Source organism: Rheinheimera sp. KL1 (genome assembly GCF_001275035.1).
GTDB lineage: Bacteria > Pseudomonadota > Gammaproteobacteria > Enterobacterales > Alteromonadaceae > Pararheinheimera > Pararheinheimera tangshanensis.
The window spans coordinates 1-25,877 of sequence record NZ_LAMX01000035.1 but is presented as its reverse complement, the minus strand read 5'-3'; the positions used below and the strand labels follow the sequence as shown (position 1 = coordinate 25,877).

General features: G+C 46.2%; 27 protein-coding genes. 21 read left to right on the top strand and 6 right to left on the bottom strand.

Features of this window, described 5'->3' with window-relative positions; genetic code table 11:
• Positions 1-164: 164 nt before the first annotated feature.
• A complete protein-coding gene (locus tag WH43_RS18530; RefSeq protein WP_053426045.1) occupies positions 165-1,952 on the top strand; it encodes an AsmA family protein in 1,788 nt (595 codons plus the stop codon).
• Between the two features lie 67 nt (positions 1,953-2,019).
• On the opposite strand, the gene fabA is transcribed toward WH43_RS18530, so the two are convergent.
• A complete protein-coding gene (gene fabA, locus WH43_RS18525) occupies positions 2,020-2,532 on the bottom strand; it encodes a 3-hydroxyacyl-[acyl-carrier-protein] dehydratase FabA (RefSeq protein ID WP_053426044.1) in 513 nt (170 codons plus the stop codon).
• A gap of 117 nt (positions 2,533-2,649) precedes the next feature.
• Here fabA and WH43_RS18520 point away from each other — a divergent pair, with 117 nt between their 5' ends.
• Together WH43_RS18520 and WH43_RS18515 are read left to right on the top strand one after the other, a co-directional pair.
• The gene (locus tag WH43_RS18520; RefSeq protein WP_053426043.1) at positions 2,650-2,907 is read left to right on the top strand and encodes a hypothetical protein; all 258 of its coding nucleotides are present in this window, start codon (positions 2,650-2,652) and stop codon (positions 2,905-2,907) included.
• A gap of 78 nt (positions 2,908-2,985) precedes the next feature.
• A complete protein-coding gene (locus tag WH43_RS18515; RefSeq protein ID WP_053426042.1) occupies positions 2,986-3,840 on the top strand; it encodes a 6-pyruvoyl trahydropterin synthase family protein in 855 nt (284 codons plus the stop codon).
• A gap of 46 nt (positions 3,841-3,886) precedes the next feature.
• Here the strand turns inward: WH43_RS18515 and WH43_RS18510 are convergent, their stop codons facing one another.
• Complete coding sequence (locus tag WH43_RS18510) at positions 3,887-4,900, bottom strand: metal-dependent hydrolase (protein ID WP_053426041.1); 1,014 nt, start codon at positions 4,898-4,900, stop codon at positions 3,887-3,889.
• Between the two features lies 1 nt (position 4,901).
• A complete protein-coding gene (locus WH43_RS18505) occupies positions 4,902-6,683 on the bottom strand; it encodes a M61 family metallopeptidase (RefSeq protein ID WP_053426040.1) in 1,782 nt (593 codons plus the stop codon).
• A 50-nt stretch (positions 6,684-6,733) separates the two neighbouring features.
• On the opposite strand from WH43_RS18505, the gene hinT reads away from it, so the two are divergent.
• The 4 genes from hinT to WH43_RS18485 all read left to right on the top strand — a co-directional run bounded on the left by hinT (position 6,734) and on the right by WH43_RS18485 (position 9,761).
• Positions 6,734-7,084 (top strand): purine nucleoside phosphoramidase, encoded by a 351-nt coding sequence (hinT, locus tag WH43_RS18500; RefSeq protein WP_053426039.1) that lies wholly within the window; start codon positions 6,734-6,736, stop codon positions 7,082-7,084.
• A 205-nt stretch (positions 7,085-7,289) separates the two neighbouring features.
• Entirely contained in the window at positions 7,290-7,688 is a 399-nt protein-coding gene (locus tag WH43_RS18495; protein ID WP_053426038.1) for an acyl-CoA thioesterase, read from the top strand.
• Positions 7,689-7,867: 179 nt separating this feature from the next.
• The gene (locus WH43_RS18490) at positions 7,868-8,950 is read left to right on the top strand and encodes a sensor histidine kinase (RefSeq protein WP_053426037.1); all 1,083 of its coding nucleotides are present in this window, start codon (positions 7,868-7,870) and stop codon (positions 8,948-8,950) included.
• On the top strand, positions 8,934-9,761 hold the full coding sequence (locus tag WH43_RS18485) for a LytR/AlgR family response regulator transcription factor (RefSeq protein WP_229670465.1): 828 nt from the start codon (positions 8,934-8,936) through the stop codon (positions 9,759-9,761). The genes WH43_RS18490 and WH43_RS18485 overlap by 17 nt, the downstream gene beginning before the upstream one ends.
• A gap of 50 nt (positions 9,762-9,811) precedes the next feature.
• Here the strand turns inward: WH43_RS18485 and WH43_RS18480 are convergent, their stop codons facing one another.
• A complete protein-coding gene (locus WH43_RS18480) occupies positions 9,812-10,789 on the bottom strand; it encodes an ATP-dependent 6-phosphofructokinase (protein WP_053426036.1) in 978 nt (325 codons plus the stop codon).
• Between the two features lie 171 nt (positions 10,790-10,960).
• On the opposite strand from WH43_RS18480, the gene WH43_RS20995 reads away from it, so the two are divergent.
• Together WH43_RS20995 and WH43_RS20990 are read left to right on the top strand one after the other, a co-directional pair.
• Positions 10,961-11,356 (top strand): EamA family transporter, encoded by a 396-nt coding sequence (locus WH43_RS20995; RefSeq protein WP_286050015.1) that lies wholly within the window; start codon positions 10,961-10,963, stop codon positions 11,354-11,356.
• Positions 11,344-11,886, top strand: a complete 543-nt coding sequence (locus WH43_RS20990; protein ID WP_286050014.1) for an EamA family transporter — start codon at positions 11,344-11,346, stop codon at positions 11,884-11,886. The genes WH43_RS20995 and WH43_RS20990 overlap by 13 nt, the downstream gene beginning before the upstream one ends.
• A gap of 197 nt (positions 11,887-12,083) precedes the next feature.
• On the opposite strand, the gene pyk is transcribed toward WH43_RS20990, so the two are convergent.
• Positions 12,084-13,523: a pyruvate kinase gene (pyk, locus tag WH43_RS18470; RefSeq protein ID WP_053426035.1), complete on the bottom strand. Its 1,440-nt coding sequence runs from the start codon at positions 13,521-13,523 to the stop codon at positions 12,084-12,086.
• Between the two features lie 197 nt (positions 13,524-13,720).
• Positions 13,721-14,578, bottom strand: coding sequence for a MurR/RpiR family transcriptional regulator (locus WH43_RS18465; RefSeq protein WP_008900048.1), 858 nt, complete (start codon positions 14,576-14,578; stop codon positions 13,721-13,723).
• Between the two features lie 264 nt (positions 14,579-14,842).
• Between WH43_RS18465 and zwf the strand changes: the two genes are divergently transcribed.
• The 12 genes from zwf to WH43_RS18405 all read left to right on the top strand — a co-directional run bounded on the left by zwf (position 14,843) and on the right by WH43_RS18405 (position 25,647).
• Complete coding sequence (zwf, locus tag WH43_RS18460) at positions 14,843-16,315, top strand: glucose-6-phosphate dehydrogenase (RefSeq protein ID WP_053426034.1); 1,473 nt, start codon at positions 14,843-14,845, stop codon at positions 16,313-16,315.
• Between the two features lie 2 nt (positions 16,316-16,317).
• Positions 16,318-17,013, top strand: a complete 696-nt coding sequence (pgl, locus tag WH43_RS18455; RefSeq protein WP_053426033.1) for a 6-phosphogluconolactonase — start codon at positions 16,318-16,320, stop codon at positions 17,011-17,013.
• Between the two features lie 19 nt (positions 17,014-17,032).
• Positions 17,033-18,865 carry a phosphogluconate dehydratase gene (gene edd / locus WH43_RS18450; protein WP_053426032.1) on the top strand — a complete coding sequence of 611 codons (1,833 nt, stop codon included), beginning with the start codon at positions 17,033-17,035 and terminating at the stop codon, positions 18,863-18,865.
• The gene (glk, locus tag WH43_RS18445; RefSeq protein WP_053426031.1) at positions 18,858-19,826 is read left to right on the top strand and encodes a glucokinase; all 969 of its coding nucleotides are present in this window, start codon (positions 18,858-18,860) and stop codon (positions 19,824-19,826) included. Before edd ends, glk begins: the two co-directional genes overlap by 8 nt.
• Positions 19,827-19,961: 135 nt before the next feature.
• Positions 19,962-20,486 carry a bifunctional 4-hydroxy-2-oxoglutarate aldolase/2-dehydro-3-deoxy-phosphogluconate aldolase gene (locus tag WH43_RS18440; RefSeq protein ID WP_286050013.1) on the top strand — a complete coding sequence of 175 codons (525 nt, stop codon included), beginning with the start codon at positions 19,962-19,964 and terminating at the stop codon, positions 20,484-20,486.
• A 412-nt stretch (positions 20,487-20,898) separates the two neighbouring features.
• Complete coding sequence (locus WH43_RS18435; RefSeq protein WP_053426030.1) at positions 20,899-21,738, top strand: tyrosine-type recombinase/integrase; 840 nt, start codon at positions 20,899-20,901, stop codon at positions 21,736-21,738.
• Positions 21,735-22,820 (top strand): IS91 family transposase, encoded by a 1,086-nt coding sequence (locus WH43_RS18430; RefSeq protein WP_053426029.1) that lies wholly within the window; start codon positions 21,735-21,737, stop codon positions 22,818-22,820. The genes WH43_RS18435 and WH43_RS18430 overlap by 4 nt, the downstream gene beginning before the upstream one ends.
• Positions 22,821-23,118: 298 nt before the next feature.
• On the top strand, positions 23,119-23,541 hold the full coding sequence (locus WH43_RS18425; RefSeq protein ID WP_053426028.1) for a hypothetical protein: 423 nt from the start codon (positions 23,119-23,121) through the stop codon (positions 23,539-23,541).
• A gap of 136 nt (positions 23,542-23,677) precedes the next feature.
• On the top strand, positions 23,678-24,112 hold the full coding sequence (locus WH43_RS18420) for a DUF4262 domain-containing protein (RefSeq protein ID WP_053426027.1): 435 nt from the start codon (positions 23,678-23,680) through the stop codon (positions 24,110-24,112).
• 128 nt (positions 24,113-24,240) lie between these two features.
• Positions 24,241-24,600, top strand: coding sequence for a hypothetical protein (locus WH43_RS18415; protein WP_053426026.1), 360 nt, complete (start codon positions 24,241-24,243; stop codon positions 24,598-24,600).
• A 95-nt stretch (positions 24,601-24,695) separates the two neighbouring features.
• On the top strand, positions 24,696-24,983 hold the full coding sequence (locus tag WH43_RS18410; RefSeq protein WP_053426025.1) for a DUF7660 family protein: 288 nt from the start codon (positions 24,696-24,698) through the stop codon (positions 24,981-24,983).
• 100 nt (positions 24,984-25,083) lie between these two features.
• A complete protein-coding gene (locus tag WH43_RS18405) occupies positions 25,084-25,647 on the top strand; it encodes a hypothetical protein (protein ID WP_053426024.1) in 564 nt (187 codons plus the stop codon).
• Positions 25,648-25,877 lie beyond the last annotated feature (230 nt).

Below are 25,877 nucleotides of genomic sequence, written 5' to 3'. Positions count from 1 at the left end.
GCAGCAATGCCCCTGAATTTTTTGCCTGCCACCCAGGTTTCGTCAGTCTCTGGTTGTCCCTATGTAGATAAGTCAATAAAACGGTACAAGTTCAGCTAAGGTTTATACCACTGAGCTATGCTAGCTATTAGCTTTTTAATAACGTCACCCAAAGGAAGATGGATATGAATTGGTTTAAATGGCTGCTCGCGGTCGTAGCGGGCTTTATCGCAGTGGCTGCCTTTTATCTGCTGGTTGTATTTGATTTAAATGACTTTAAAGCGGAAATCACCCGCAAAGTCGAACAACAAACCGGGCGACAGCTGCAGATAGCAGGGGATATAGGCTGGACTATTTACCCTAGTCTTGGGCTATCACTGAGCGATGTAAAATTATCGAATCCAAAGGGTTTTGCGTCAGAGCAAATGCTGGAAGTGTCTGAATTGAAGGCTGCCGTAGCCTTAATGCCTTTATTTAACCAAGATCTGCAAATTCAACAGCTGCATTTAGATGGCGTTATAGCGAACCTTGTCACCCGTAAAGATGGCAGTTCCAGTATGGACGGCCTGACAGCAAATAAAACGACCATTACTACTGAGACTGAAACTGCAGCTGCAACAGGCCCAGAATTGCAACTACAGGAACTGTCTGTCAACAATCTGCAATTAAACCTGTTGAGTGAAGGTAGTCCGGACCAACGATTAACCTTGAAATCACTCAAACTAAATGATTTTAAAGCCAATGAATGGGCACCATTAGATTTTGAACTGGTCGTGCTATCGAGCCAAACTCAGCTCGATGTTAAAGGTTCTGCTCAATTGCAATTGAGTGAAAATAATCAGCTAGTGCAGTTAAAGGATTTTGTCCTGGAGACTGACTTTACCGGAGTACCGGTCAAACAGCTTTCTTTAGAGACAGAGTTAACACTGGCTCTGGATAAAAAGCAGCTGGAGTGGCAATGGAAAAAGCTGCAACTGGATGAGATCAAAGGTTCGGGCCAACTAGCGGTGAATTATGCCAAACAAGCAGTGATTAAACTGGATTTGCAGTTGGATGAAGTGGACACCGCATCTTATAGTTCTGAAAACAGTACCGAGCAGGCAGGCGCATCAGCGCAGCAAAGCCAGGCCGAGCCTGATTTATCCGCGCTGCGCCAATTTGATTTGGATTTAAAACTGGCAGTGAAGGCATTAAAAGTGGCGGGTTTGCATACAGAAAACCTGCAATTAGCGTTGACCAACAAAGCAGGACTGGTGCAAATTCAAAACGCCAGCGCCGATCTCTATCAAGGTAAAGTGCTGGCCAAAGCCACATTGGATGCCCGCAAAACGCCTGTCAGTTACAGCTTTAACAAACAACTGTCCGGTCTGGCGCTGCGGCCTCTACTGACAGATGGCGCTGATATTGATTTATTAAGTGGCACTGCAAAACTGAGCATCGAAGGCAAAGGCCATAGTTTGGTACCGGAGCAAATCAAGAAGAACCTGCTGGCAACTGGCAGTTTTGAAGTGACAGACGGTTCTTTGTATGGCGTCAATATCGCGCAAATGATCCGTAATGCCAAAGCCACACTGAAAAATGAAGCTCAAACCGGTGATAATTCAGAGCAAAAAACCGACTTTTCCAGCTTAACCGGCAGTTTTAACCTGACAGATGGCCTGCTGACGAATCCTGATTTAAAAATGGCAGCACCTTTGTTACGACTAGCAGGCAAAGGCTCAGCTAACTTACTTAGTGAAGAGTTGGATTATCAACTCAGTACGGCACTGGTGAATACGTCAAAAGGTCAGGGCGGTAAAGAAAAAGATGAGCTGGCAGGCATTGAAATTCCGCTTAAGATCAGCGGGACCATGCAAAAACCAAAATATGCTTTAGATACTAAAGCCTTGGTGGAAGGTCAGCTAAAAGACAAAGTAGAAAGTGGCAAAGAAAAACTGAAGAATAAATTATTGGAAAAACTCGGTGGACTGTAATACTTCGCGTCCTTTGATGGCATAAAAAAACGGAGCTTGAAGCTCCGTTTTTACTGGAAATTTTAATTTAGAACGCTGAAGTGTCCTGAAATAAACCGACTTTCAGATCTTTGGCTGTATAAATTTCACGACCATCTACACTGACAGAACCTTCGGCAATCCCCATAAACAACTTGCGTTTAATAACGCGGGTCATATCGATACGATAAGTAACTTTTTTCGCTGCAGGCAGGATTTGGCCTGTGAATTTGACTTCACCTACACCCAAAGCACGGCCTTTACCTGGACCACCGGCCCAACCGAGAAAAAAACCAACCAGTTGCCACATAGCATCTAAGCCTAAACAACCTGGCATCACTGGATCACCTTTGAAGTGGCAATCAAAAAACCACAGTTCAGGATGGATATCAAATTCAGCGATGATTTCCCCTTTGCCGTATTTGCCACCTTCTTCCGAAATGTGTACGACACGGTCAATCATCAGCATGTTGTCAACCGGCAACTGGCTGTTGCCTTCGCCAAATAATTCCCCACGGCCACAGGCCACTAAATCTTGTTTTGTAAAGCTATTCTTAGTCATGTATGTTAGATCCATCATCAAGGCTGGGCCACTTTAGCGAACACTTGTAAGCTAAACAAGTCCGATTAGTCAAGGTGACCTTCTGAAATCAGATTAACAGCAAAAGATAGAAGCATTATGACGGCACAAGAAAAAAAAACACTTTCTAATGCAGAAAAGCAACAACGTTATAGAGAACGGCAAAAAGGCAGCGGAAAAAAAGAGCTGCGCGGCTATTTAACACCTGAAGCTTTGGCCTGTTATCAGGAAATTCAACAAAAAACTGAATGGAGTGACAGCGTGATGCTGAGTAATGCTATTCGGTTGATGTATGCGGCTCACAAACTTGGACAAATAGGTTTACTGAACGGCTGGTTGACCGAACATAAAAAATGAGGCCAACTTAACGCGCGCCGCGTATTGCTTTATAATGCAGTCACTTTTTGCTGTTTCAGCCTTATCCGGAAGTTTTTTATGATCTTATTTGTCCGCGACTTAACCGTCATCGATTTTTCCTACCTTTGCCAGCAGCGAGGCTTGCTGGGCGAAAGTTATATTGTTGATGTGGAGTTGCACGGGGATTTGGATCAAACCTCTATGGTGTTTGATTTTGGTCTGGTTAAAAAAGTCATTAAAAAAGCCATCGATCAGTTGGTTGACCACAAGCTGGCAATTCCGGCTTTAAGTTCGGCCACACAGCTGCTCAGCGGTGAAGTGGAGCAAGTGTTATTTAGCTCCGCCAAAGGTCTGCTGCAAATCGCCTCACCAGCTGAAGCTTTTGCTGTGATCCAGGCTGAAAAAGTTGATATGGCCTCAGTCACCGAATTTTTAACCGAGCAAATTAAACCTCTATTGCCAGACAATGTAGCCAAACTAGTGTTACAGCTGCGCACTGAACAGGTTAGTGGTTTTTCTTACCATTACACTCATGGCTTGAAAAAACATGATGGCAACTGTCAACGTATAGCCCATGGCCATCGCTCTACTATTCAGATTTTTGATAACGGTATGTTGTCGCCTAGATTAGGCAAATACTGGTGTGAACGCTGGGAAGATATTTATCTGGCCACTGCTGAGGATCAGATTGAAGCATCTGCTTTACGGTACTTAAAAGCAGAAGCAGGGGCGCTTAATTTTGCTTATAGCTCAGCTCAGGGGTATTTTGAAATCTCTTTGCCAGCCAGCACCTGTGAAGTGGTGCCTTGTGATACCACAGTGGAGTGTTTAGCTGACTACATTGCAGCCAGTATCAAAGAATCACATCAATTGAGTGCCGTGAAAGTGGTTGCTTTTGAAGGTGTGGGTAAAGGCGCTATTGCTTTTGCTTAGTGCTTTGCTATGGAGCAGAAGGCAGAGCAGAGCTCTGCCTTTTTTGTCACTGCACCAAATCCGATAAAGGCAATTGAGTTTTCGCCAAAGCCCTCTGGTACAACCAGACAAAGCTTGCGGAATTGTCGCGTGGGAATTCTAGCTGCACCGGTGGCTTTGCTTGCGCACCATCTGCGATTACAAAACTAAAACTGTAAAAAGGCGCCATACCCATCCGAAGATCCGTCATCAGCACTTCATTGCCTTTTTGCTCCAACTGATAAAAGCCATGACTAAACCAGGCTAAACGCGCCACGGCAGGATTATTTTTCCATTGTTCAATCAGGGTTTTATCCCGGGTAAAACTGCGCCACTGCATGGCGGTGGAGCCATCCAATAACGAATAATAACCTTCCATATACTCGCCATCCTTAATCACTACTGCGCGCCACAACAAGGTATTAAAAGGGGTTGCGGTAACTAATAGCTGCCCGGTTTTGTGGTCTGTAGTGGCCAGCTGTTGCCTGACTTCAGCATAAGCCCATTGCTGGGCCACTAAACCAAACAGCAGATAAGCACTACTCAACACTAAGCCTGCACTGTTCCAACTTAGCTTTTTGTTAAACAGTGCTACACCAGTACCAATTAGCAACGGCAGAGTGTAAAGAGGGTCAATCACAAAGACGCTGCCAGTGCCAAAAGGATAGTCGCTAAAAGGCAATGCCAGTTGGGTGCCATAAATGGTCAGAGTATCCAGCAGCGGATGAGTGATTAGCACTAACCATATCGCCACTAAGCTCTGTTTAAACAGTTCCTGCTTTCCTAGTAGCTTCACTAGCAGCCAGGCAAAAAGCGGGGAGACTAACGTCAGGTAAAATAACGCATGGCTCTCAGTGCGGTGCAACGTCATATCACTGATAGGATCGCCATGAGAAATCAGTACATCCAAATCAGGCAAGGTACCAAAGACAGCACCCGCGGCAGCGGCTTGCCAGAGTTTAAGTTGTTTATCGCGTATTGGTTTACCAAAGGCTGCAACACTGACTGCTGCGCCCAGGGCTATTTGTGACAACGAATCCATTTTATTCCTGTGTTTTTCCAAGCCATGCAGCGGCTTTTTGCTGGTCGACAAGCTGCAAGTACGTCAAAGTCTCAACAGCAAGCTCTACCGGCATCGACAGCTGTACCAAGCGTTGTTTACGAAATACATGCAGATTAAGTACGCTACCAATCTTACTTTGGTTGAGTTGACGCCAGAAGTTTTGCTCTGTGGCTTTCACCGCATTGATGGCAATCAGCTGATCCTGGGCCATTAAGCCAGCTTTGTAAGCGACCGAGTTCAGAGGAACGTTGACTATCTTCAGGCCTTCCGCTGATGCGGTAAAAGCTGCTCCAAAAGCCCGAGCTGGATAAGTCGGTGCTTTACTGCCTGATAAATCTTTACTCTGCTCTTGCTGGCGCTTGGCTGTCGCTACACCAAGATGGGGTAAGAGTTCTGCCAGAGGTAACACAGAGGTTGCATGCACCCAGCTGTATAGTCGGCTGGCGATGTCTTTGCCTGCGTAGTCTGAACAGAGTTGGATAAACTGCTGCTCAGAACTGCCCAGGGCTGGCTCACCATAACTGCGCCATGCCAACTGCATTAACGCATCTAATGTCTTATTTTGGCTGCGTAATAACGCGTCCAGACATAAAGCAATTAAGCTACCTTTGGTGTAATAGCTGACCACCGCATTGACGGCGTTTTCGTCTTGTTTGTAATACTTAGTCCATGCATTGAAGCTGCTGTCCGCCACAGATTGCACCAGTTCAGAAGGACTGAGCTGCACTCTGTTAATGGTTTTCTCCAGTGCCGCAAAGTACTGTTCCTGCGTCAGTAAACCAGAACGGACCAACGCCAAATCATCGTAATAAGAGGTAAAGCCCTCATAAAGCCACAGCTGACTGGTGTATTGCTCTGTGTTTAATCGATAAGGTAAAAATTGAGCTGGTTTAGCGCGTTTCACCCACCAGGTATGAAAATACTCGTGACTACAAAGGCCGAGTAAATTTTGATAATCGGCGGTACTTTCGTCTGGTCGTTGTGTGTTGGGTAAATCCTGATGCGTCAGCAGCAGTAAAGTGGAGTTATGATGCTCTAAACCACCATAACCTGAATCTGTCACCCAACACAGAAACCAGTAGTGCTTTAAATCAGTAGGTAAGCCACCAAACACTTGCTGTTGCTGCAGACAGATGCGTTGCAACTCTGCTTTGAAACGTTCCAGATCAACCTGCTCATGGCCTGCCAGTGCCAGATAATGGGGCACTCCACAGACATCAAATTCGGCCATATCCAGTTTGCCTAACATCAAAGGGGTGTCAATCAATTGCTGATAGTTATCGGCATGATACAAACCGCAGTTCAGTGCTTGGGTGCCACGACCACGAGTTAAGCCTGTCGCCACTTGCCAGTCTAAACATTCCGGAGTCACTACCGTCAGGTTGATTGGCTCAGCTTCCATGCCTTTAACTTCAAGGCACAAAGCCGCAGGATTTAAAATAGCAAGCTGATCATCCAGATAACAGCCACGTACCGACAAATCAAAAGCATAGACTTTGTAGCGTACTGTCAGGGGGTGTTGATTATGATTTAACTGCCAGCTTTGTTTGTCCAGCTGTTGCACCATCAAAACGCCTGCATCATCAAAAGCTTCGATAGAGTGCAGATGCTTGGCAAAGTCACGCACCATATAACTGCCGGGGATCCAGCTTGGCAAAGATAACAGGATGCTGTCGTTGGTCTGTGGTGTAAAACGCAGTTCAACAGCGACCAGATGTGCGGTAATGTCAGTGATACTAAGCTGGTAAGCCAGTGGCGTCATACCCTATACTCCCGAAAGTGATGTATGCATTATTCTATAAGGATCTTCTGATGGCTCAAGAAACTATTTTCAGTAAAATCATTCGTCGTGAAATTCCTGCCGATATTTTATATCAGGACGACTTAGTTACTGCTTTTCGTGATATCAGTCCTCGGGCACCGACTCATATCCTGATAGTGCCTAATGTATTAATTCCAACAGTAAACGATGTTGAACCTGAACATGAGCTGGCTTTAGGCCGCTTATTTACGGTCGCCCGCAAGTTAGCCGCTGAGGCAGGCATAGCAGAAAACGGCTACCGTTTGATCATGAACTGCAATCAGCATGGCGGTCAGGAAGTCTATCATATCCATATGCATCTGGTCGGTGGGAAAGCTTTAGGGGCTATGGTGGCGCGTTAAACCCTATCCCCTTCGTACTTGAAGCCGCAGCGTTGTTGACTGCGCTACTTGCCCCAGTCACATAGGACTACTATGCTCCTGGGGTCTCGCTCGCTTGTCGCCTAGCTGCAACTCCAATTACTTTGGGTATAAAGATAGGGGGAGTGGGTTGCAATTGCCGGGGAAACTTCTAAAATTCGCGCCTTATTTTCTGCCGGAGTGTCTGATGACTGATGAAGCTTTACTTGCCAAACGTATTGAATATGCGGTGACCCGTGTCACAAAAACTGTATTTCCTGGCCGTACCAATCACCATAACACTCTGTTTGGTGGCGAAGCTTTAGCCTGGATGGATGAGGCTGCCTTTATCGCCGCGACCCGTTTTTGCCGTAAACCTCTGGTTACTGTCTGTTCGGATCGGGTTGATTTTAAAGAGTCTATCCCTGCCGGTACTATCATTGAACTGGTTGCCCGCATTGCACACGTTGGCCGTACCAGTATTAAAGTGGATGTCGATATTTTTGTAGAAAATATGTACGACGATGATCAGCACAAGGCTATTTCAGGTAACTTCACATTCGTTGCTTTAGGCCCGGATCGTAAACCAACACCTGTCTTGGGTTGATAACTTGGCGTTTACCTGATGTAAGTGGTTTAGCAGGGAAGACTAAAGCGCGCAGCCTAAAGTAGTGAAGGTATTGCGACTAATGGAGAGCTACCCGAGTTTAATCCCCAAAGCAAAGCTCTCCAAGCTTAGGTTGCTGAGATACAATAGAGGTAAGAGCAGATCGAGTTGTAACCATTTTGCAAAAATTTTTCGAAGACCGTCATCGCTTGTTTTGGCTACTGCACACCCTTGGATGGGTGGGTTTTGCCTTAATCAGTTACTTAGGTTCCTTGTTTCAGGAAATGCGTAGCGCCTACTGGATAGTAGTGGCGCTGGATGCTTATGCCGGTTGGCTACTGACCATTCCGCTGCGTTATGCTTTTCAGCGCGTCTGGCATTGGGAACCCTGGAAAATGCTACTCAGCGTGCTGGCGGTCGCTATTCTTATTGCAGCTGTTTGGACTGTATTTCGTAACTTTAATTACTGGGAAATTTACCGGCATGGTTTCAAACCCGATAGCTGGACTCAGTATTTCCGCCAGACCACAGTAGGATTTTATGTCCTGTTAAGCTGGAGTGGGTTGTATTTTGGTATTAAGTACTACCAGACCTTGCAGCAGGAAAAACAAAAGTCGCTGACAGCCAGCAACAAAGCCCATGAAGCTCAGCTAAAAATGCTGCGTTATCAGCTCAATTCGCATTTTTTATTCAACACCTTAAACGCGATATCGACTTTAGTCTTATTAAATGAATCAGATACTGCGAATAAAATGTTAGTCCGATTAAGCGACTTCCTGCGTTATTCGCTGTACAAAGACCCTATTAAAAAGGTGCCGCTGCAACAAGAGTTGTATGCTGCCAATTTATATCTGGAAATAGAAAAAGTCCGGTTTTCAGAACGTCTGACTATTATTTATGACATTGACGAAGCGGCGGACCAGGCATTGGTCCCCAGTCTTACTTTGCAACCTTTGGTTGAAAACGCTATTAAATATGCGGTAGCAAGCCAAACCAGTGGCGGCAAAATTATGATCACAGCGCAAAAGTTTGGACATGATTTACTGATGGAAGTGGCAGACGACGGGCCAGGAATGGTGATTTCCGATGGTTTGCCAAAAGGGGAATCTGGCGGAGTAGGTTTGGTTAATACCAAAGAGCGATTAGCGGCTTTGTACGATCGTAATTTTTCTTTGGTCTTAACACATAACCATCCACGGGGTTTGAAAGTAAATATCAGAATACCATTTGAAACAGAGAGTACTGATGAAACAAATGCTTAAGGTGATAGTAGTCGACGATGAACCGTTAGCTCGCCGCGGTATGTTGGTACGTTTAGCTGACTTCCCTGAACTGGAGATAGTTGCACAATGCAGCAATGGTGAAGAAGCTGTAGCCGCTATCCGTGAGCATCAGCCGGACGCGGTATTTTTAGATGTCGAAATGCCGGGCCTGGATGGTTTTGGTGTGTTAAAACAACTGCAGCAGCTGCAGATTGATTTACCTTATGTGGTGTTTGTCACGGCCTACGATCACTATGCGTTAAGCGCTTTTGAAGTACAGGCATTGGATTATGTACTCAAACCGGTAGAAAAAGAGCGTTTGGCGGCAGCTGTTGCGAAGCTTACGAAAAACTTCGAAGCCAAAGATCATCAGCGTCACAAAGGGCAGTTGGCAGCTGTAGTAGCACAGCTGACAGGTGAAAAAACCGATCAAATTTTACAGCGTCTGGACCAGTCTCAGCCGGTGATGAACGAGCGGTTTCCTGAAGCCATCAGCATAAAAGACAGTGGTGAAATAACCCGTGTGCCAGTGAGCGCAATCGACTGGGTAGACGCCGCAGGTGATTATATGTGTATTCATACCCGTGATGGTCAAACCCATATTTTGCGTCGCACTATGAAAGAGCTGGAGCAAGAGCTGGATCCGAAATTGTTTGTCCGTGTGCATCGCAGTGCCATAGTCAATGTCAACACCATCGCCAAACTACAAATGCTGGCCAATGGTGAACATCAACTGATGCTGACCAATGGGCAAGCAGTGAAAGTTAGCCGCAGCTACAAAGACCGCGTCAAAATGGTGTTTAATTCCTGAGTGCTTTCTGTTTGAAAAGCCTCCTCCCGGAGGCTTTTTTATCGATGATATTAGTACTGTGCAACCTGCTGTTGCCAGCGCAGTAAATAACTGTCGACCTGTTTTTTCTTATCGCCGGTTAATGCCAGAGGATACAAACCAGCCTGACCGTTAATTTCGCCGGCCATCATCATATGCGCGCCTTGCAGCAGTTGTTCAACTGCATAAGCACCGAGTTTAGTCGCAAGAATGCGATCTGCGCCCACAGGGCGGCCACCGCGCTGAATATGGCCGAGAATTGCAGCACGACACTCTATACCTCGTTTCTCCAGATCGGTCGCTAAAGCCGAGACGCCACCTGGGTACATGGTTTCAGCTATTACAATGATGTAACTGCAATTTCCTCTGTGTTTGCGGGCTTGCTCGACATGTTGCGCGATTTTGTCCAGATCAAGTTCTGACGCCAGCTCAGGACAAATAATTTGCTCTGCGCCTGCTGCAATACCAGCTGCAACTGCTAAGTAACCGGTGTGGCGCCCCATGACTTCCACTAAAAATATCCGCTCAAAGGCATCAGCCGTATCCCGGATTTTGTCTATCGCATCCAAAGCTGTATCCAAAGCTGTGGCAAAACCTATAGTAAAATCTGAGCCGTCGACATCATTATCTATAGTACCTGGTATACCAAGCAGCTGACCTTTGTAAAACTTAGACAACTCCATGCACCCACGGAAGCTGCCGTCACCCCCTATCACCAGCAAAGCATCCAGCTGCAGATCATGCAGGTTTTGCGCTGCCTGTTGTAAACCAGCGTCGGTGTGCATGGCTTCACAGCGCGCACTTTTTAGGATAGTGCCGCCATTTTGAATAATGCTACTGACATGATAAGGCGACAATGTCTGGTACTGCTGTTCGATCACCCCATTAAATCCACGCTGAAAACCTATAACTTCAAGTTCGTTGGCATGTGCGGTCAATACCAGTGCGCGCACACAGGCATTCATTCCCGGTGCATCACCGCCAGAGGTTAACACTCCAATTCGTTTCATTTTATGATCCTTGGGCTTGTCTGTTTCTTATCCTAGCGCAGTTAGGCTCTCTTGCCTTGATCTGGGGCAACAGAGCGTACAATTCTGACTTATTTTTTCTGGTGAAGGCCGCTACCCACAGACAAAGGTACGATTTCTGACGGATAATAGTAGCCTTGGAAAGGAGAGGTTATGCATCAGTCGTCTGGCCGGGTTGGTTTAGGGTTTAGTTTAGCGTTGTTAACGGCAGTGTTATGGGGCTTGTTACCCATAGCCTTAAAGTGGTTATTAAGTTCCATGTCTGCGGCAACCATTACCTGGATCCGTTTTATGGTAGCAGCTGTGTTGGTTGGAGTAGTGCTGCTGGTCCACAGAAAGATCCCATCGCTTAGCGCTTTAACGAAAAGAAAGAAGTTACTGATCCTGATTGCCATTGCAGGTTTATTGTTAAATTACATTTTGTATCTCAACGGTTTATTTTTGCTAACTGCAGAAACGGCTCAGGTGGTGATCCAATTGGCGCCATTTTTGATGATGCTCGGAGCAGTTTATTTGTTTAAAGAACGTTTATTGTTATGGCAAAAATAGGAGCCTGGTTGTTGGTCTTCGGTTTGTTACTGTTTTTTAACGACAGATTGGCTTTATTACTGACACAGTTTGGCTCTGAGGGTTATGGTCTGCTGCTGGTGATAGCGGCTGCTGTGGCCTGGGCTTGTTATGCGCTGGCGCAAAAACAATTGCTGATGAGCTTTAATTCTCAACAAATTATGTGGCTTATTTATATGGCCGGTGCTTTATGTTTTCTGCCTGCGGTGGAATTGGCGCCCGTATTAGAATTGTCAGCCTGGCAATGGGGCATAGTCGTGTTTTGTTGTCTGAATACTATTGTGGCTTATGGTGCTTTTGCTGAAGCCTTACAACACTGGCAAGCTGCCAATGTTAGTGCCGTATTGGCCATCACACCGCTTTTGACTATAGGGTTTGCGCAGTTATTGGCTTATTTCTATCCGCAGTTTCCAAGCGAATCATTGAATGCCTGGGCTTGGGTTGGTGCGTTGTTGGTCGTGGTGGGGTCAATGCTGACGGCTTTAGCGCCTATGCTGAGGCAACGACTTTAAACTCCTTTTCCATATACCCAAAGTAATTGGATTTGCAGGGAGGCGACAAGTGAGTGAGACCCCAGGAGCATAGTAGTCCTATGTGACTGGGGCGAGAGCGCGCAGTCAACAAAGCTGCAACTTCAAGTACGAAGGGTATAAACAAAAAAGGCGCCACTCAATGAATAAGTAGGCGCCTTTTTTATGAAATCAACCTCTTAGTTGATTTGTACTATCTTACAAGTGTTTGACGCACCTACAGTTTCCATCATATCGCCGTAGGTCAAAATCACTAAATCACCACTTTTTAAGTGAGCAATATCCTGCACAGCTTCAATAGCTGCTGCTGACACTTTTTGCTGACCCGGAGTTTGAGTACTGTCAAAAAATACCGGATATACACCACGATACAGCGCCATTTTATTTAACGTCTTTTGGTGACGTGACAGCGCATAAATTGGCTGAGATGACGTAATGCGTGACATCAGCTTGGCAGTATATCCAGACTCGGTCAGAGCAATAATAGCTTTAATGCCTGTTAAGTGGTTCGCTGCATACATAGCGGATAAAGCGATGGTTTCGCTGATTTCAGTAAAAGAGACATCCATGCGATGTTTCGAGCTTTGTACTCTTGGATGTTTCTCGGCACCATCACAAACACGAGCCATAGCTTTTACTGTGTCTACCGGATACTTACCAGCAGCAGTTTCACCGGACAACATCACCGCATCCGTGCCATCGAGCACAGCGTTGGCTACGTCCATCACCTCAGCACGGGTTGGCATCGGGCTTTCAATCATCGACTCCATCATTTGAGTCGCGGTGATCACCACGCGGTTGAGCTGACGTGAGCGGGCAATAATACGTTTTTGCTGACCTACTAATTCAGCATCGCCAATTTCAACGCCCAAATCACCACGGGCAACCATCACCGCATCTGATGCACGGATAATATCGTCCAGAGTTTCGTCATCAGCCACTGCTTCAGCACGTTCTACTTTTGACACTATTAAGGCTTCAGAACCTGCAGCACGAGCCAGCTCACGTGCAACACGGAGATCATCACCGCAACGTGGGAAAGACACGGCCAGATAATCCACATCGATGTAAGCGGCTAAAGAAATATCCGTTTTATCTTTTTCCGTCAGGGCAGGGGCCGATAAGCCACCGCCTAAACGGTTAATGCCTTTGTTATTGCTGAGCTTACCCGCCACAGAGACTTTAGTATGAATACGCTGACCTACCACGTGCTCTACTATCATCTGAATACGGCCATCATCTAATAACAGTACATCACCTGGCTGCACGTCCGACGGCAACTCTTTATAGTCGATACCGACCTGGGTTTCATCGCCTTCGCCTTTTGGCAGATCAGCATCTAACACAAAGTGTTGGTCTTCTTCTAAAATGACTGAGCCATTTTTAAAGGTAGAGACACGGATTTTCGGGCCTTGCAAATCACCCAGAATAGCAACGTGAGCACCGGTTTTGGCTGCTGCAGCTCGCACCATTTCAGCGCGTTGTTTATGATCTTCGGCACTGCCGTGAGAAAAGTTAAACCGAAATACGCTGGCACCGGCCAGGATCAGTTTTTCAATAATGGCTTGTGAATTCGTTGCAGGTCCAAGGGTAGCGACTATTTTAGTTCTTCTGGGCATCAAGAGCTCCTAAAAGCTTATCTATGGATGGGTCGACTTAAGTGTAATGTAATTTTATTACAGAATATAGCTGCAGTTTGAATAAAACTTTCAGCTTTAGCCGCTTGTCCGACCTGTTAAAGCAAAAAACAGCTAAAAAAAGAGGGGCTTCTTACAAAAAGCCCCTCTGCATTACAGATCAGTTGTAAGACTGGTCATTAGTTTTGAAAGTCTTTTTTATCAAAACGTGAGCCACGTAAGCTGTCTTTGACCTTTTTCAGATTCTCACGGAATTTGGTGCCACGACGCAAAGTAAAGCCAGTCGCCAGAATATCAATCAATACCAGTTGCGCTACACGGGACGCCATCGGCATATACATATCTGTATCTTCCGGCACATCCAGCGACAACACCAGGGTACATTCCTTGGCTAAAGGGCTGTCGTAAGCCGTAATACCTATGACTGTTGCATCGTTTTCACGGGCGATAGCAGCGATATCACACAAGTTTTTGGTCCGGCCTGTGTGACTGATACAAACCACCACATCACCTTCTGCGCTATTGATAGCACTCATACGCTGCATGACGATATCGTCAAAACAAACGACAGGGACGTTAAAGCGGAAAAACTTATTTTGTGCATCATGTGCCACAGAGGCTGAAGCGCCTAAACCAAAAAAGGAGATCTTTTTCGCCTGAGTCAGTACATCCACTGCGCGATTAATAGTAAGAATATCAACGTTTTGGCGAGCTGCGTCTAAAGCCGCCATAGTGGATTCAAAAATCTTGGCTGTGTAAGCCTCAGGGCCGTCATCTTCTTCCACATGGCGGTTTACATAAGGAGTACCGTTGGCCAGACTTTGCGCCAGATGCAATTTAAAATCCGGAAAACCTTTAGTATCCAAACGGCGGCAGAACCTGTTCACTGTAGGCTCGCTGACATCGGCCATCTTGGCCAGAGCCGCTATACTACTGTGTATAGTGGTTTGCGGATTGGCCAGGATCACGTCGGCGACTTTGCGCTCTGATTTACTGAAGCTGTTGACGCTGTTAATTATTTTTTCCAACACATTCATCGGATAGTCCTGACTGAGAAACACTGAACAACACAGTGCAAAATGTTGTAACTCGCTTTGTTATACAACCTGGTGCCACTGCAAAATAGTGATAAAGTTACGACAAAGCAGCTGATTCATTGCCTAGGCTGCCTTATTATATGAGAATAGTCAAAACTTTAGCGTCTCTGTAATTTAATTACAACTTATCTGGTTTACATCTGGCTTTTGCTCGGCTAGTATGCGGATAAGTGTTGTAAAATTACATCTAATCAAGGGTCATTCATGACAACAACAGCACCACTAAACAAAGCCTGTGATCTGATTCTCTTTGGCACCAAAGGCGACTTAGCTCGTCGTAAGTTATTGCCAGCACTCTATCAATTGGAAAAATCTGGCCTGTTGCATGCCGACAGCAAAGTCATAGGCGTGGCCCGTGACGAATTAAGCCTGGATGGCTATAAAGAGCTGGTTGAAACCAACTTACAGAAATTTATCAAAGAACCTCTGGACGCTGATGTTTTAGTTCGTCTGAAGGCTAAATTAGAGTACGTTCAGGTCGACCTGACCAAAGAAGATGCATATAAAGCCTTAAAACAGGTGACCGATCCTAAAAAACGTATTCCTGTCAGTTATTTTGCGACTGCTCCTTCTTTGTTTGGCAATATTTGTAAAGGCTTGTCTATTGCTGGTTTGTCGGCAGAGCCGGCCCGTGTAGTACTGGAAAAACCTATTGGTCACGATTTAGCGTCGTCTAAAGTGATCAACGATGAAGTGGCTAAGTATTTTGCTGAATGCCAAATCTACCGCATCGACCACTATTTAGGTAAAGAGACCGTTCTAAACCTGTTAGCTTTACGTTTTGCCAACTCCATTTTTGCCGCCAACTGGGATCACAATGCCATTGACCATGTGCAGATTACTGTGGCCGAAGAAGTTGGAGTAGAAGGGCGTTGGGGTTACTACGATGACGCAGGTCAAATGCGTGATATGGTGCAAAACCACTTGTTACAGGTGCTGTCGCTGATCGCGATGGAGCCACCAGCTCGTCTGGATGCAGACAGTATCCGTGATGAAAAGTTAAAAGTTCTCAAAGCACTGCGTCCTATTAATGTATCAAACGTGCAGGAAAAGACAGTGCGTGGCCAATACGCGGGTGGTTACGTGGCTGGTACTCCTGTACCAGGTTATCTGGACGAAGAAGATGCGCGTCCAAACAGCAAAACCGAAACTTTTGTCGCTATTAAAGTGGATATCGACAACTGGCGCTGGGCTGGTGTGCCGTTCTATTTAAGAACAGGCAAACGTATGCCGAAAAAAATGAGCGAACTCGTCATTTGCTTTAAGCCGCAGCCACACAATATTTTCTTTGAAACCTACAAACAGTTGCCAGCCAATAAGCTGATCATCCGTTTACAGCCAGACGAAGGTGTAGAAATTCAGATCATGAACAAAATTCCTGGTCTTGGCGAAAGCATGCAGCTGCAACAAACCAAACTGGACTTAAGTTTCGACGAAACCTTTAAGTCGCAGCGTATCGCCGATGCCTATGAGCGTTTATTACTCGAAGCCATGTTAGGTAACCAGTATCTGTTCGTGCGCCGTGATGAAGTTGAACAGGCCTGGAAATGGGTCGACGGTATTTTGGATGCATGGAAAGTGACAAACGAGCCGCCAAAACCTTATCAGGCCGGTACCTGGGGTCCTGTTTCCGCCATTTCGTTATTGGCGCGTGAAGACAGAAACTGGGACGAATAACAATGCAGCTTCATACTTTCGATTCAAGCGCTGCATTAAACCTGCAATTTGCCAATGAGATCAGCAGCCGTTTGGCTGCTGCTATCGCAGAAAAAGGTGCTGCTACTTTGGTGGTGTCCGGTGGTAAAACGCCTTTGCCGTTGTTTAAAACCTTATCTGAAACTGATTTGGATTGGTCACGCGTGACTATCACTTTGGCCGATGACCGTTGGTTGCCAGAGACTCATGCTGACAGCAACGAAGGCTTGGTGAAAGCCAACTTGTTGCAAGGCAAAGCAGCTAAAGCTCGTTTTATCAGCTTATTTGACAGCGCATCACCAGACGACGCCTATAAAGGTGCTGCCACAGTCGCGGCTCGGGTCGCTGAACTGCCGTTATTTGATGTGCTGATTTTAGGCATGGGTGAAGATGGTCACACAGCCTCTTTATTTCCATGCAGCAAAGAAATTCAGGCCGGTTTAGCCCCCGATGCACCAGTGGCATTGGCCGTGACTCCAGCTACTGCACCTTACCAGCGTTTGAGTTTAAGCAAAACGCGCTTACTCCAAAGCGCTGTGATTTATTTACATCTGGTTGGCCCCAAGAAGCTAACTGTTCTGGAACAGGCCATGGCAGGTCAGGACCCTTTGCAAATGCCGGTACGGGCATTTTTGCATCAGCAGCAGGTCCCTGTGCATGTAATGTTCACAGCTAACTAATCGACAAGACGAGGTTAACATGAATCCGGTTATACAACAGGTCACAGACAGAATAGCGGCACGCAGTGAGAAAAGCCGTGCGCTTTATCTGCAGCGGATGGAACAGGCCCGTGCCAAGGGGCCGCACCGCGGTGCTTTGGCCTGTGGCAATCTGGCTCATGGTTTTGCAGCTTGTTCAGCTCAGGAAAAATCTGATTTACGTAGCTTAACTAAAGCAAATATCGGCATTATTTCCTCGTACAACGATATGTTGTCTGCGCATCAGCCGTATGAAGCCTATCCGGCCATTATTAAAGCCGCTGTTGCTGAAGTGGGCAGTGTCGCGCAGTTTGCTGGTGGTGTACCGGCCATGTGTGATGGTGTGACTCAAGGTCAGCCAGGCATGGAGCTGAGTTTGTTAAGCCGTGACATTATTGCCATGTCTGCCGCTGTTGGTCTGTCGCACAATATGTTCGACGGTGCCATGATGCTGGGTATTTGTGACAAGATAGTGCCGGGATTATTGATGGCCGCTTTAAGTTTTGGCCATCTGCCTTTTGTGTTTGTGCCAGCAGGCCCTATGCCATCAGGTATTCCAAACAAAGAAAAAGCCCGGGTACGACAGTTGTATGCTGAGGGCAAAGTAGGGCACGACGAGTTATTAGATTCGGAGTCTGCCTCTTACCACAGCGCTGGTACTTGTACTTTCTACGGTACTGCCAACTCGAACCAGCTTGTGGTTGAAGTGATGGGTTTACATTTACCTGGATCGTCTTTTGTTAATCCGGGTACTGCATTACGTGATGAACTGACTAAAGCTGCAGCCCGTCAGGTGACTCGCTTAACAGACTTAGGCACTGATTATTTGCCTATCTCCAAAATCGTGGATGTCAAAGCCGTTGTCAACGGTATTGTGGGTTTACTGGCCACTGGTGGCTCTACCAACCACACCATGCACTTGATAGCTGTGGCACGCTCAGCTGGTTTTATTGTGAACTGGGATGACTTTGCTGATTTGTCGCATGCAACGCCACTTATCACCAGAATTTACCCGAACGGTCAGGCCGACATTAACCACTTCCAGCAGGCTGGTGGTATGGCGTATTTGATCCGTACTTTATTAGACAATGGCTTGTTGCATGAAGATGTGAATACAGTGGCAGGCCCTGGTTTGCGTCGTTACACCCAAACTCCTGTATTGCAGGATGGCAAATTAGTATGGGTGGATGGTCCGACAGAGTCGTCTGATCTAACAGTGTTAGCTGATGCGGCTAAACCCTTTAAAGATCACGGTGGTTTGCAGGTGTTATCCGGCAACGTGGGCCGTGGTGTGATTAAAACCTCAGCACTTCGTGAAGGTACTGAAATAGTGCAAGCACCTGCTGTGGTGTTTTCCAGCCAGCACGAATTAGATGCCGCTTTTAAAGCTGGTGAATTGAATAAAGATTGTGTAGTCGTTGTGCGTTTCCAGGGCCCACGTGCCTGTGGTATGCCAGAGCTGCATAAACTGACTCCGCCTTTGGGTGTATTGCAAGACCGCGGTTTCCATGTCGCTTTAGTGACAGACGGCCGTATGTCCGGTGCTTCAGGTAAGGTACCAGCCGCTATCCACGTTACACCAGAAGCGGTTGACGGCGGTGTGATCGCTAAAATCCAGACCGGCGATATGATGCTGGTTGATGGTATTAACGGTGTATTAAAAGTATTAGTGTCAGATGAAGAGCTGGCTAAACGCCAAGCTGCAACCCGTGATATGAGCGACAGTCACTGGGGCATGGGCCGCGAGATGTTTGGCGGTATGCGTATGGTGATCACCGGTGCAGAACAAGGTGCCTGTAGTCTGTTTAACACAGAGGATCAATACCATGGCTGATATCCAGTTCGCTATTGTTGCTGATATTGGCGGCACTAACGCACGTTTTAGCCGTGTTGATTTAGATAGCCTGCATTTAGACAAAGTGGCGGTGTATCCATGCGCAGACTTTGATACCTTGGCTGATGCTTTGCAGTTTTACCGTAACGAGCAAGGTTTAACAGCCATTCGCCATGTGGCTTTGGCCATTGCCTGTCCTGTGACAGGTGATTTTGTCAAAATGACCAACTTCCGCTGGCAGTTTTCTGTAAGTCAAATGAAAGCCGATTTGGATTTAGCCGAGTTTATCGTGCTAAACGACTTTACCGCTGTGGCTATGAGCTTACCTGCGCTCAAGCAAACTGAGCTGGTACAAATTGGTGAAGGCCATGCCGATCAATTTAAACCTATGGCAGTGTTAGGTGCAGGCACAGGTTTAGGTGTAGCGCATTTAATTCCTACCGCTTTAGGCTATTTACCATTGCCAGGCGAGGGCGGTCATGTCGACTTTACCGCTCAAACCGAACAGGAATGGTTTATTCAAAAGTTTTTAGCGAATAAATACGGTCATGTCAGCCCAGAGCGTTTGTTATCAGGCCCAGGCTTAGAAGATTTGTATCTGGCTATTGCTGCTTTCAACAACAAAGCGGTTGAGCCGTTAAACGCAGCCCAAATCGCTGGTAAAGCGCTGGACGGTAGCTGTGTGTTATGCAAAGCCGTTATCGAGCAGTTTTTTGCCAGTTTAGGTGGTTTGGCAGGGGATTTAGCCCTGACTTTAAGCACTTTTGGCGGCGTTTTTGTCGCTGGTGGTATTACGCCAAAATTACTGTCGCTGATTAATCAAAGCGAATTCAGAACCCGATTTGAAGCAAAAGGCCGGTTTAAAGACTTCAACCGCCGTATTGCAACTTTTGTCGTCACTGCAGAGCAACCAGGTTTAACCGGCTGTGCAGTCTACTTAAAACAACATATGGCGAGTTAACACTATGGCATTTGAAAATTGGCAACTACAACCTGACGTTTTGTTCGCACAAGGCCCTGTGGTGCCCGTCATTGTGATCAAAGATTTAGCCGACGCTGTTCCTATGGCGAAAGCTTAGTGGCAGGCGGCATTAAAGTGTTAGAAGTGACTTTACGTACCCCTGTGGCTCTGGATGCAATTCGTTTATTGGCCACTGAAGTGCCTGACGCCATAGTAGGTGCTGGTACTGTCACAACAGCCAAACAGCTGGAAGAAGTGATAGCAGCAGGTGCACGTTTTGCCATCAGCCCTGGTTCTACCCGTGAACTGCTGCAAGCAGGCAAAGACAGCGCTATTCCGCTGATCCCTGGTATCGCCAGTATTTCCGAACTGATGGAAGGCACAGCAGTAGGTTACACTCACTTCAAGTTTTTCCCGGCAGAAGCGGCTGGTGGCGTAAAAACTTTAAAATCTATTCACGGCCCATTCTCTGATATACGTTTCTGCCCAACAGGCGGCATTAACGAGAAAAACTTCAAAGAATACTTGGCTTTACCTAACGTACGTTGCGTTGGTGGTAGCTGGATAGTGCCGGACGACGCCATTAAAAACAAAGAATGGCATAAAATCACAGAGCTGTGTTTAGCAGCTGTTGAAGAAGCGAAAACAGTGCAGAAGTAATACTTTTGCTTTGTTTAGTGTGAATTGAGAAACCCGGCTTTGGTCGGGTTTTTTTATGCATAGAGTGCACAAGTCATGTTGGCGAGAAGTGTTAGGGCAAGATAAAACCACTGTTCGAAAACACAGTCATTCACTCTGAGTAAAAAAGTGAACAACTAGCGTACTGCTTGTATAGATTTTGTCGGCTATCAATTTACTGATTTCAGAAAAAGTTGTTGAAATAGAGGAACATCAGCGTTAATTTGCTATGAGTAAAAATCATGAAAGAAGGCAGAAAAATGTTCGACTTGCGGGCAGAAACCCTTCTATTAAATTGTTGAACTAAGCCGCTACGCGGAGCCTGATTTCACAGACTGAGTCTGAGCTTCCACACTTACTCCGGGACTGTTCCCAAGACAACCGGAGAATCATCATGACCCCTTTACGCCAGGCAATGATCGACCAATGTCGGCTGCGTGGTCTATCGCCACGTACTGAAGAAACCTATCTTTATGCCGTAGAACAAATCAGTCGTTATTACCAACAGCGACCGGATTATCTGACGGAGGCTCAGCTTGAAGCCTACTTTACGTACCTGACGCTGGAGAAAAAAGCGTCGCGTAACACCATTCATATTCAACTGAACGGCATCCATTTCTTTTTTGAGCATGTGCTGCACCGCAGTTTTACCATCACCAAACCTTTACCCAAGCGAGCGCATAAGCTGCCGACCTTGCTCAGTGCTGCTGAAGTGCGGCAAATCATCACGTGTTGCGAAGACCCCAAATATCAAACCATGTTGTGGGTGTATTACGGCACAGGACTGCGGCTGATGGAGCTTATCCATACCAAGGTAAAGGATGTGGACGGTAAGCGCTGTGTACTCAAAGTGGAAGGTGGTAAAGGCGACAAAGACCGCTATGTGCTGTTGACGCCATCTGTTCTTGAGCTGCTTCGGAGTTACTGGCAGGAATACCGGCCACGGAACTGGTTGTTTTATTCGCGCCGTGGCATGGACCAGCCCGTATCGTGCAGTTGCATTGCAAAAGCCTTTCGTGCAGCAGCGAAGCGGTCCGGCGTAGGAAAAGCCTGCAGTGTGCATTCACTGCGCCATGCCTATGCCACCCACCAATTAACATCAGGTATGCCGCTGCATGAATTACAGAATCAGCTTGGGCACAGCAATCTGAAAACGACGCAGAACTACCTGCATTGGTTACCAGAAATGGGCAGCGGTGCGCGGGATTTGCTTGCGCACTGTACTGCGCCATGAGCCTGCATCTAGCAGATGTACTGCAACAGTTTTTGCCAAGTTATCAGCAAAGCAACAAGCTAAACATGCAACAGCAAAAAGCTTGTCAGCATATTCTGCAGTGCAGAACAGTAGCATTGGGTCAGCAACTCTGGGAATGCCAGCAGTGTCACCAGCAACAACTGGTGTACTGCTCGTGCCGTGACCGCAACTGCCCACGCTGCCAGGGGCAACGCACCCGACAATGGATAGAGACGCAGGCCGAGCATTTAGTGCAGGCCAGGTACTTCCATCTGGTATTCACTTTACCGCACGAGCTTAATGTTATCAGCCACTTCGCGGAGGAAGTACTGTATCAATGCTTATTTAAAGCAGTGTGGCAAACACTGAGCACGTTTGCACAACGTCACCGCAAACACGCCGGACAGTTAGGTATGACTGCAGTTTTGCATACCTGGGGCCAGACATTAAGCCAGCATATTCATCTGCACTGTTTAATTCCGGGTGGAATGCTGAGTAAAACTGGCCGATGGCAAGTGATTGATAAAGAGTATCTGTTTCCTGCGAAAGCCTTGTCGACGGTATTCAGGGCCAAAATGCTGGCAGCACTTCGGGACGAAAAGATACAGATTGCCAGTAGCGAGGCGTTAATGAGCAAGCCCTGGTCTGTATTTAGTAAGGCCTGCCTGTGTAAACCAGAAACCGTGCTGCGCTACCTTGGACGCTATACCCGCAAAGGTATGCTGCATGAAAGTCGTTTAGTGCAGATGAATGAACACAGCGTTAGCTTCCGTTACAAGGATTACCAGGACGGAAACCAGAAAAAAGTAATGACGGTCAGTGGCGAAGAATTTATCCGGCGCTATTTAAGTCACGTGCTGCCTAAAGGCCTGATGCGCATACGGCACTTCGGCTGGCTGAGCAATAAAAGCCGTAAAGAGAAACTGGCCTTAATCAAAGCGCAGGAACCGAAGGCGGCAACGCTGCGAAAGAAACCAGAGGCGACAACGGAGCCGGTATGGCATTGCCCGCACTGCAAAGGTGGTGTCCTACAACTGGCTGGATTACTCAAACGACTGGACACCGGACCACCGGATAATTAACGGCTGGTTGTGATGAGCTGCAAAACTATGAGCCCGAGAAGGCGGGAGAGTGATGTATTGTCATTTCAACTGAATAGTGTTGAATACTCACTAGATTAAACAGGTGATGAGATACGAAATGACAGCAAGACCGTGAAAGATGGCTTCAGATTGTCCAAAATAATCTTGCAAGCAGCTGTTCCCTAAATATACAAATTCCATTAGCATCAAATGTACCAATAAAGAGCGCACCCACCGTTCAACAGACACTTATCCGTCGTGAACGCCGGATAAGACGCTAAAGAGTTAGCGATCACATATGAGCAACTGCGAGAAATATAAGAAAGATCTAGAAAGCTGGAAAGCGTTTGAAACACTTTCTGGGCTAATTTTTCATGGCTCAGACGGTTTGCCTTGTGATGGAGAAGGTATTTATCAAGAAAGTGTACTGCATGTGCAAACTTGTAAAAGTTGTAGGTCTTGGTTGGAAGAAAAAATATCATCTGAAACACATTCAAGATTAACCAAGCTAAAGCAGTATTGCTGTCCTGTAATGTTTGTGGCGGTTGAAGAAAATGAAATCGATCAACTAAAAGTAGGTTTAATGAGCTTTCAAGGAGAATCTACTTGGGCGGTTATGAATTTTAATACTGTCGGGGGCAATTTGCTTTTATGTTATTGTCCATGGTGTGGTAAAAAACTTCCTAATAGTCCATTCATCACTGAAGAAAAAGGTTGCTAACAAGTCGCTGAAGCATCGCGCACTACGTGCGCTGGACAGTTTTTAATTCGCAGTTTTGTGGTTTTGCTGCGCAAAAGTATTCCACAAAACTACAACTTAAAAACTGCCGCTTAGCTCGGCGTTATACGGCTGGGCTATGAACTCCAAGATCGCAGAAAATATTAAAAAACATGGGTGGCAGTTTCAGTATGTGTTTGACGAAAATGAAAACCTGCCGTGCTTTGCATACTCTATTGGTTTTGAAGAGTCTTTTTCACATCCTGAGATTATGATTTTCGGTCTATCAAAAGATGTCATGCATTCGCTGCTTTCTAATCTGGCTACCGATATCAAAAGCGGTATCGTCTTTCAGCCTAATGAAAAAGTTAAGGATGTATTGAATGGCAATTTCGAAGTCATGTTTAAAAGGATGAAACCTGAATTTCTTTCTGAATACGCAGGTACTGCGAAAGACTACTATCAAAAACCGTTTGAAGTTCTAGTCATGCTCTGGCCTGATAAAAACAACGTTTTACCATTTGAGCAAAGTTGTCAGCTCACTGTTCAGGCAGAGGCGCTGCAAATCGTATAACAAACCACTTTAGTCGCCCACTGCGTTCGCTGGGACAAAAACACATGGGCTGTCTCGCTTCGCTCGCATTTTAGCCCATGTGTTTTGGCCCCTAAGTGGGGTGTTATGCATCCTAAAGGCAGTTACTTATGATTCGAGCTTTTAAAAGTCAGTGGAATTTGATGCCGCATTTCTATAACGAATCCGCTTGGGTTGGTTTTTTTGGCTGTTTAACAGGTGGTGCTGCAACTTTTTATATATCATGGTTTTTGTCTTTTTATTTTGGTATAGAAGCTGATGTTCCTCTTCACAACTACGACCAAACAGTTGTTATATCGTTTTTTGCTTGCTGCATCATTGAACTAATTCTGTGTCTATATGTTTTTTGTTCTTTATCTTGCTTTGTCTACTATGGATTGAAGTATACAAACTCTGATCTCAGTAAAGAGGAATTAATCAACATTGCTTTTAAAGGTTTGTACCCACAACGCTGGCAAAAGCGGAATTAAATCGGTGCATAACAAACGCCAGCACACCGCGCCTGCGGCGCTGGACTCGCAACAAGTTGCTCGCCTGTGTGGCGGTAGTTATGAATAAATAGAGCATGGAAGAAATCGATTTGTTCGAACTAAGCGAGAGAGTACATGACGAGGCGACTTTCCTAGAGTTTCTTGCTGCGTTGATGAAAGATCGTGAGCGTGAGATTGCCATAGAGAAAGAAAATCCATCGTCTCCGTATAGTGAAGGTGCGCTTGGCTGGCAAAATACCTCGATAGAAGGTTTTCTTGAAAGTGCAATTGCTTGGGCAGAAGACTCAGGCCAAAGCACTAAACAAATTAATCCTTGGCTACGGGCGGCGCAAATTTTACATGCAGGTAAAACTTATGAGTAGTTTCACTCATAACAAGTTGCTATTGTTTGCCGCTTTGCGGCTCGGACGCGCTAAGGCGCGCCCCAAAGCAAAGCATTATGGCCTACTAATCGGATAGATCATGGACTGGAAAGAATTTATATCTCAGATTATTGATTCGCTTGCTTGGCCGCTAGTCGTGATGTTTATCGTATGGCAGCTGAAGGATAAGTTGGGCGATTTATTACCACGTCTGAGAAAGGTCAAGCACAAAGACACAGAGTTGGAATTTGCTGAGTTGGTGACAGAGTTAGTGTCTGAGGCCAAGTCTGTTGAGAATGTGGTTCCTGCAAGCGAAGCTCCCAACTCCAAAGAGAATTTTGATTTTCTGGTTAAGCTGGCTGAAATTTCGCCCCGGTCTGCTGTCCTCGAATCATTCCGAGCTGTTGAAAGCGCAGCATCGATTGCATTGACTAAAGCCTACCCAGATTTAGAATCAAATAATGCTCGTAATCCAATGCAAATGTTTGACCTGCTGCGAGGGAAGGTGCTTAGTGACTCCCAATTTAAGCAGCTCAACGATCTTCGTAGGCTGCGAAATAAGGCTGCCCATATGGAAGATTTTTCTCTGCATGGCACACCAATTGAAGCATACATAGACATAGCGCTTACGATAGCAAATGGTTTAGCAAGCTATGAGCCATAGCAATCGCAGGCACGGCGACGGCCTTTTCGTTCCGGCTATGCCTACACTACAAGGCCGCGCGTGCTGCGGGCGTCATGTGAACACAAGGATTCGAAAGTGGAGTCGATAAGCAAGGCGCTCGTATTAGCGATTCAGTACCTAGGGTCAGAAAGAAAGGAACATTTGGGGTCAAGTCCTGAGGTATCCCCACAAAATATTTAATGAAAACAAAAAGATGAGTTAAGAAGGAA

What these genes read in the sequence shown, in the direction of transcription:
- WH43_RS18530 (WP_053426045.1), top strand. Translation starts at nt 165, where the DNA reads ATGAATTGGTTTAAATGGCTGCTCGCGGTCGTAGCGGGCTTTATCGCA.
- fabA (WP_053426044.1), bottom strand. Translation starts at nt 2,532, where the DNA reads ATGACTAAGAATAGCTTTACAAAACAAGATTTAGTGGCCTGTGGCCGT.
- WH43_RS18520 (WP_053426043.1), top strand. Translation starts at nt 2,650, where the DNA reads ATGACGGCACAAGAAAAAAAAACACTTTCTAATGCAGAAAAGCAACAA.
- WH43_RS18515 (WP_053426042.1), top strand. Translation starts at nt 2,986, where the DNA reads ATGATCTTATTTGTCCGCGACTTAACCGTCATCGATTTTTCCTACCTT.
- WH43_RS18510 (WP_053426041.1), bottom strand. Translation starts at nt 4,900, where the DNA reads ATGGATTCGTTGTCACAAATAGCCCTGGGCGCAGCAGTCAGTGTTGCA.
- WH43_RS18505 (WP_053426040.1), bottom strand. Translation starts at nt 6,683, where the DNA reads ATGACGCCACTGGCTTACCAGCTTAGTATCACTGACATTACCGCACAT.
- hinT (WP_053426039.1), top strand. Translation starts at nt 6,734, where the DNA reads ATGGCTCAAGAAACTATTTTCAGTAAAATCATTCGTCGTGAAATTCCT.
- WH43_RS18495 (WP_053426038.1), top strand. Translation starts at nt 7,290, where the DNA reads ATGACTGATGAAGCTTTACTTGCCAAACGTATTGAATATGCGGTGACC.
- WH43_RS18485 (WP_229670465.1), top strand. Translation starts at nt 8,934, where the DNA reads ATGAAACAAATGCTTAAGGTGATAGTAGTCGACGATGAACCGTTAGCT.
- WH43_RS18480 (WP_053426036.1), bottom strand. Translation starts at nt 10,789, where the DNA reads ATGAAACGAATTGGAGTGTTAACCTCTGGCGGTGATGCACCGGGAATG.
- WH43_RS20995 (WP_286050015.1), top strand. Translation starts at nt 10,961, where the DNA reads ATGCATCAGTCGTCTGGCCGGGTTGGTTTAGGGTTTAGTTTAGCGTTG.
- WH43_RS20990 (WP_286050014.1), top strand. Translation starts at nt 11,344, where the DNA reads ATGGCAAAAATAGGAGCCTGGTTGTTGGTCTTCGGTTTGTTACTGTTT.
- pyk (WP_053426035.1), bottom strand. Translation starts at nt 13,523, where the DNA reads ATGCCCAGAAGAACTAAAATAGTCGCTACCCTTGGACCTGCAACGAAT.
- WH43_RS18465 (WP_008900048.1), bottom strand. Translation starts at nt 14,578, where the DNA reads ATGAATGTGTTGGAAAAAATAATTAACAGCGTCAACAGCTTCAGTAAA.
- zwf (WP_053426034.1), top strand. Translation starts at nt 14,843, where the DNA reads ATGACAACAACAGCACCACTAAACAAAGCCTGTGATCTGATTCTCTTT.
- pgl (WP_053426033.1), top strand. Translation starts at nt 16,318, where the DNA reads ATGCAGCTTCATACTTTCGATTCAAGCGCTGCATTAAACCTGCAATTT.
- edd (WP_053426032.1), top strand. Translation starts at nt 17,033, where the DNA reads ATGAATCCGGTTATACAACAGGTCACAGACAGAATAGCGGCACGCAGT.
- glk (WP_053426031.1), top strand. Translation starts at nt 18,858, where the DNA reads ATGGCTGATATCCAGTTCGCTATTGTTGCTGATATTGGCGGCACTAAC.
- WH43_RS18435 (WP_053426030.1), top strand. Translation starts at nt 20,899, where the DNA reads ATGACCCCTTTACGCCAGGCAATGATCGACCAATGTCGGCTGCGTGGT.
- WH43_RS18430 (WP_053426029.1), top strand. Translation starts at nt 21,735, where the DNA reads ATGAGCCTGCATCTAGCAGATGTACTGCAACAGTTTTTGCCAAGTTAT.
- WH43_RS18425 (WP_053426028.1), top strand. Translation starts at nt 23,119, where the DNA reads ATGAGCAACTGCGAGAAATATAAGAAAGATCTAGAAAGCTGGAAAGCG.
- WH43_RS18420 (WP_053426027.1), top strand. Translation starts at nt 23,678, where the DNA reads ATGAACTCCAAGATCGCAGAAAATATTAAAAAACATGGGTGGCAGTTT.
- WH43_RS18415 (WP_053426026.1), top strand. Translation starts at nt 24,241, where the DNA reads ATGATTCGAGCTTTTAAAAGTCAGTGGAATTTGATGCCGCATTTCTAT.
- WH43_RS18410 (WP_053426025.1), top strand. Translation starts at nt 24,696, where the DNA reads ATGGAAGAAATCGATTTGTTCGAACTAAGCGAGAGAGTACATGACGAG.
- WH43_RS18405 (WP_053426024.1), top strand. Translation starts at nt 25,084, where the DNA reads ATGGACTGGAAAGAATTTATATCTCAGATTATTGATTCGCTTGCTTGG.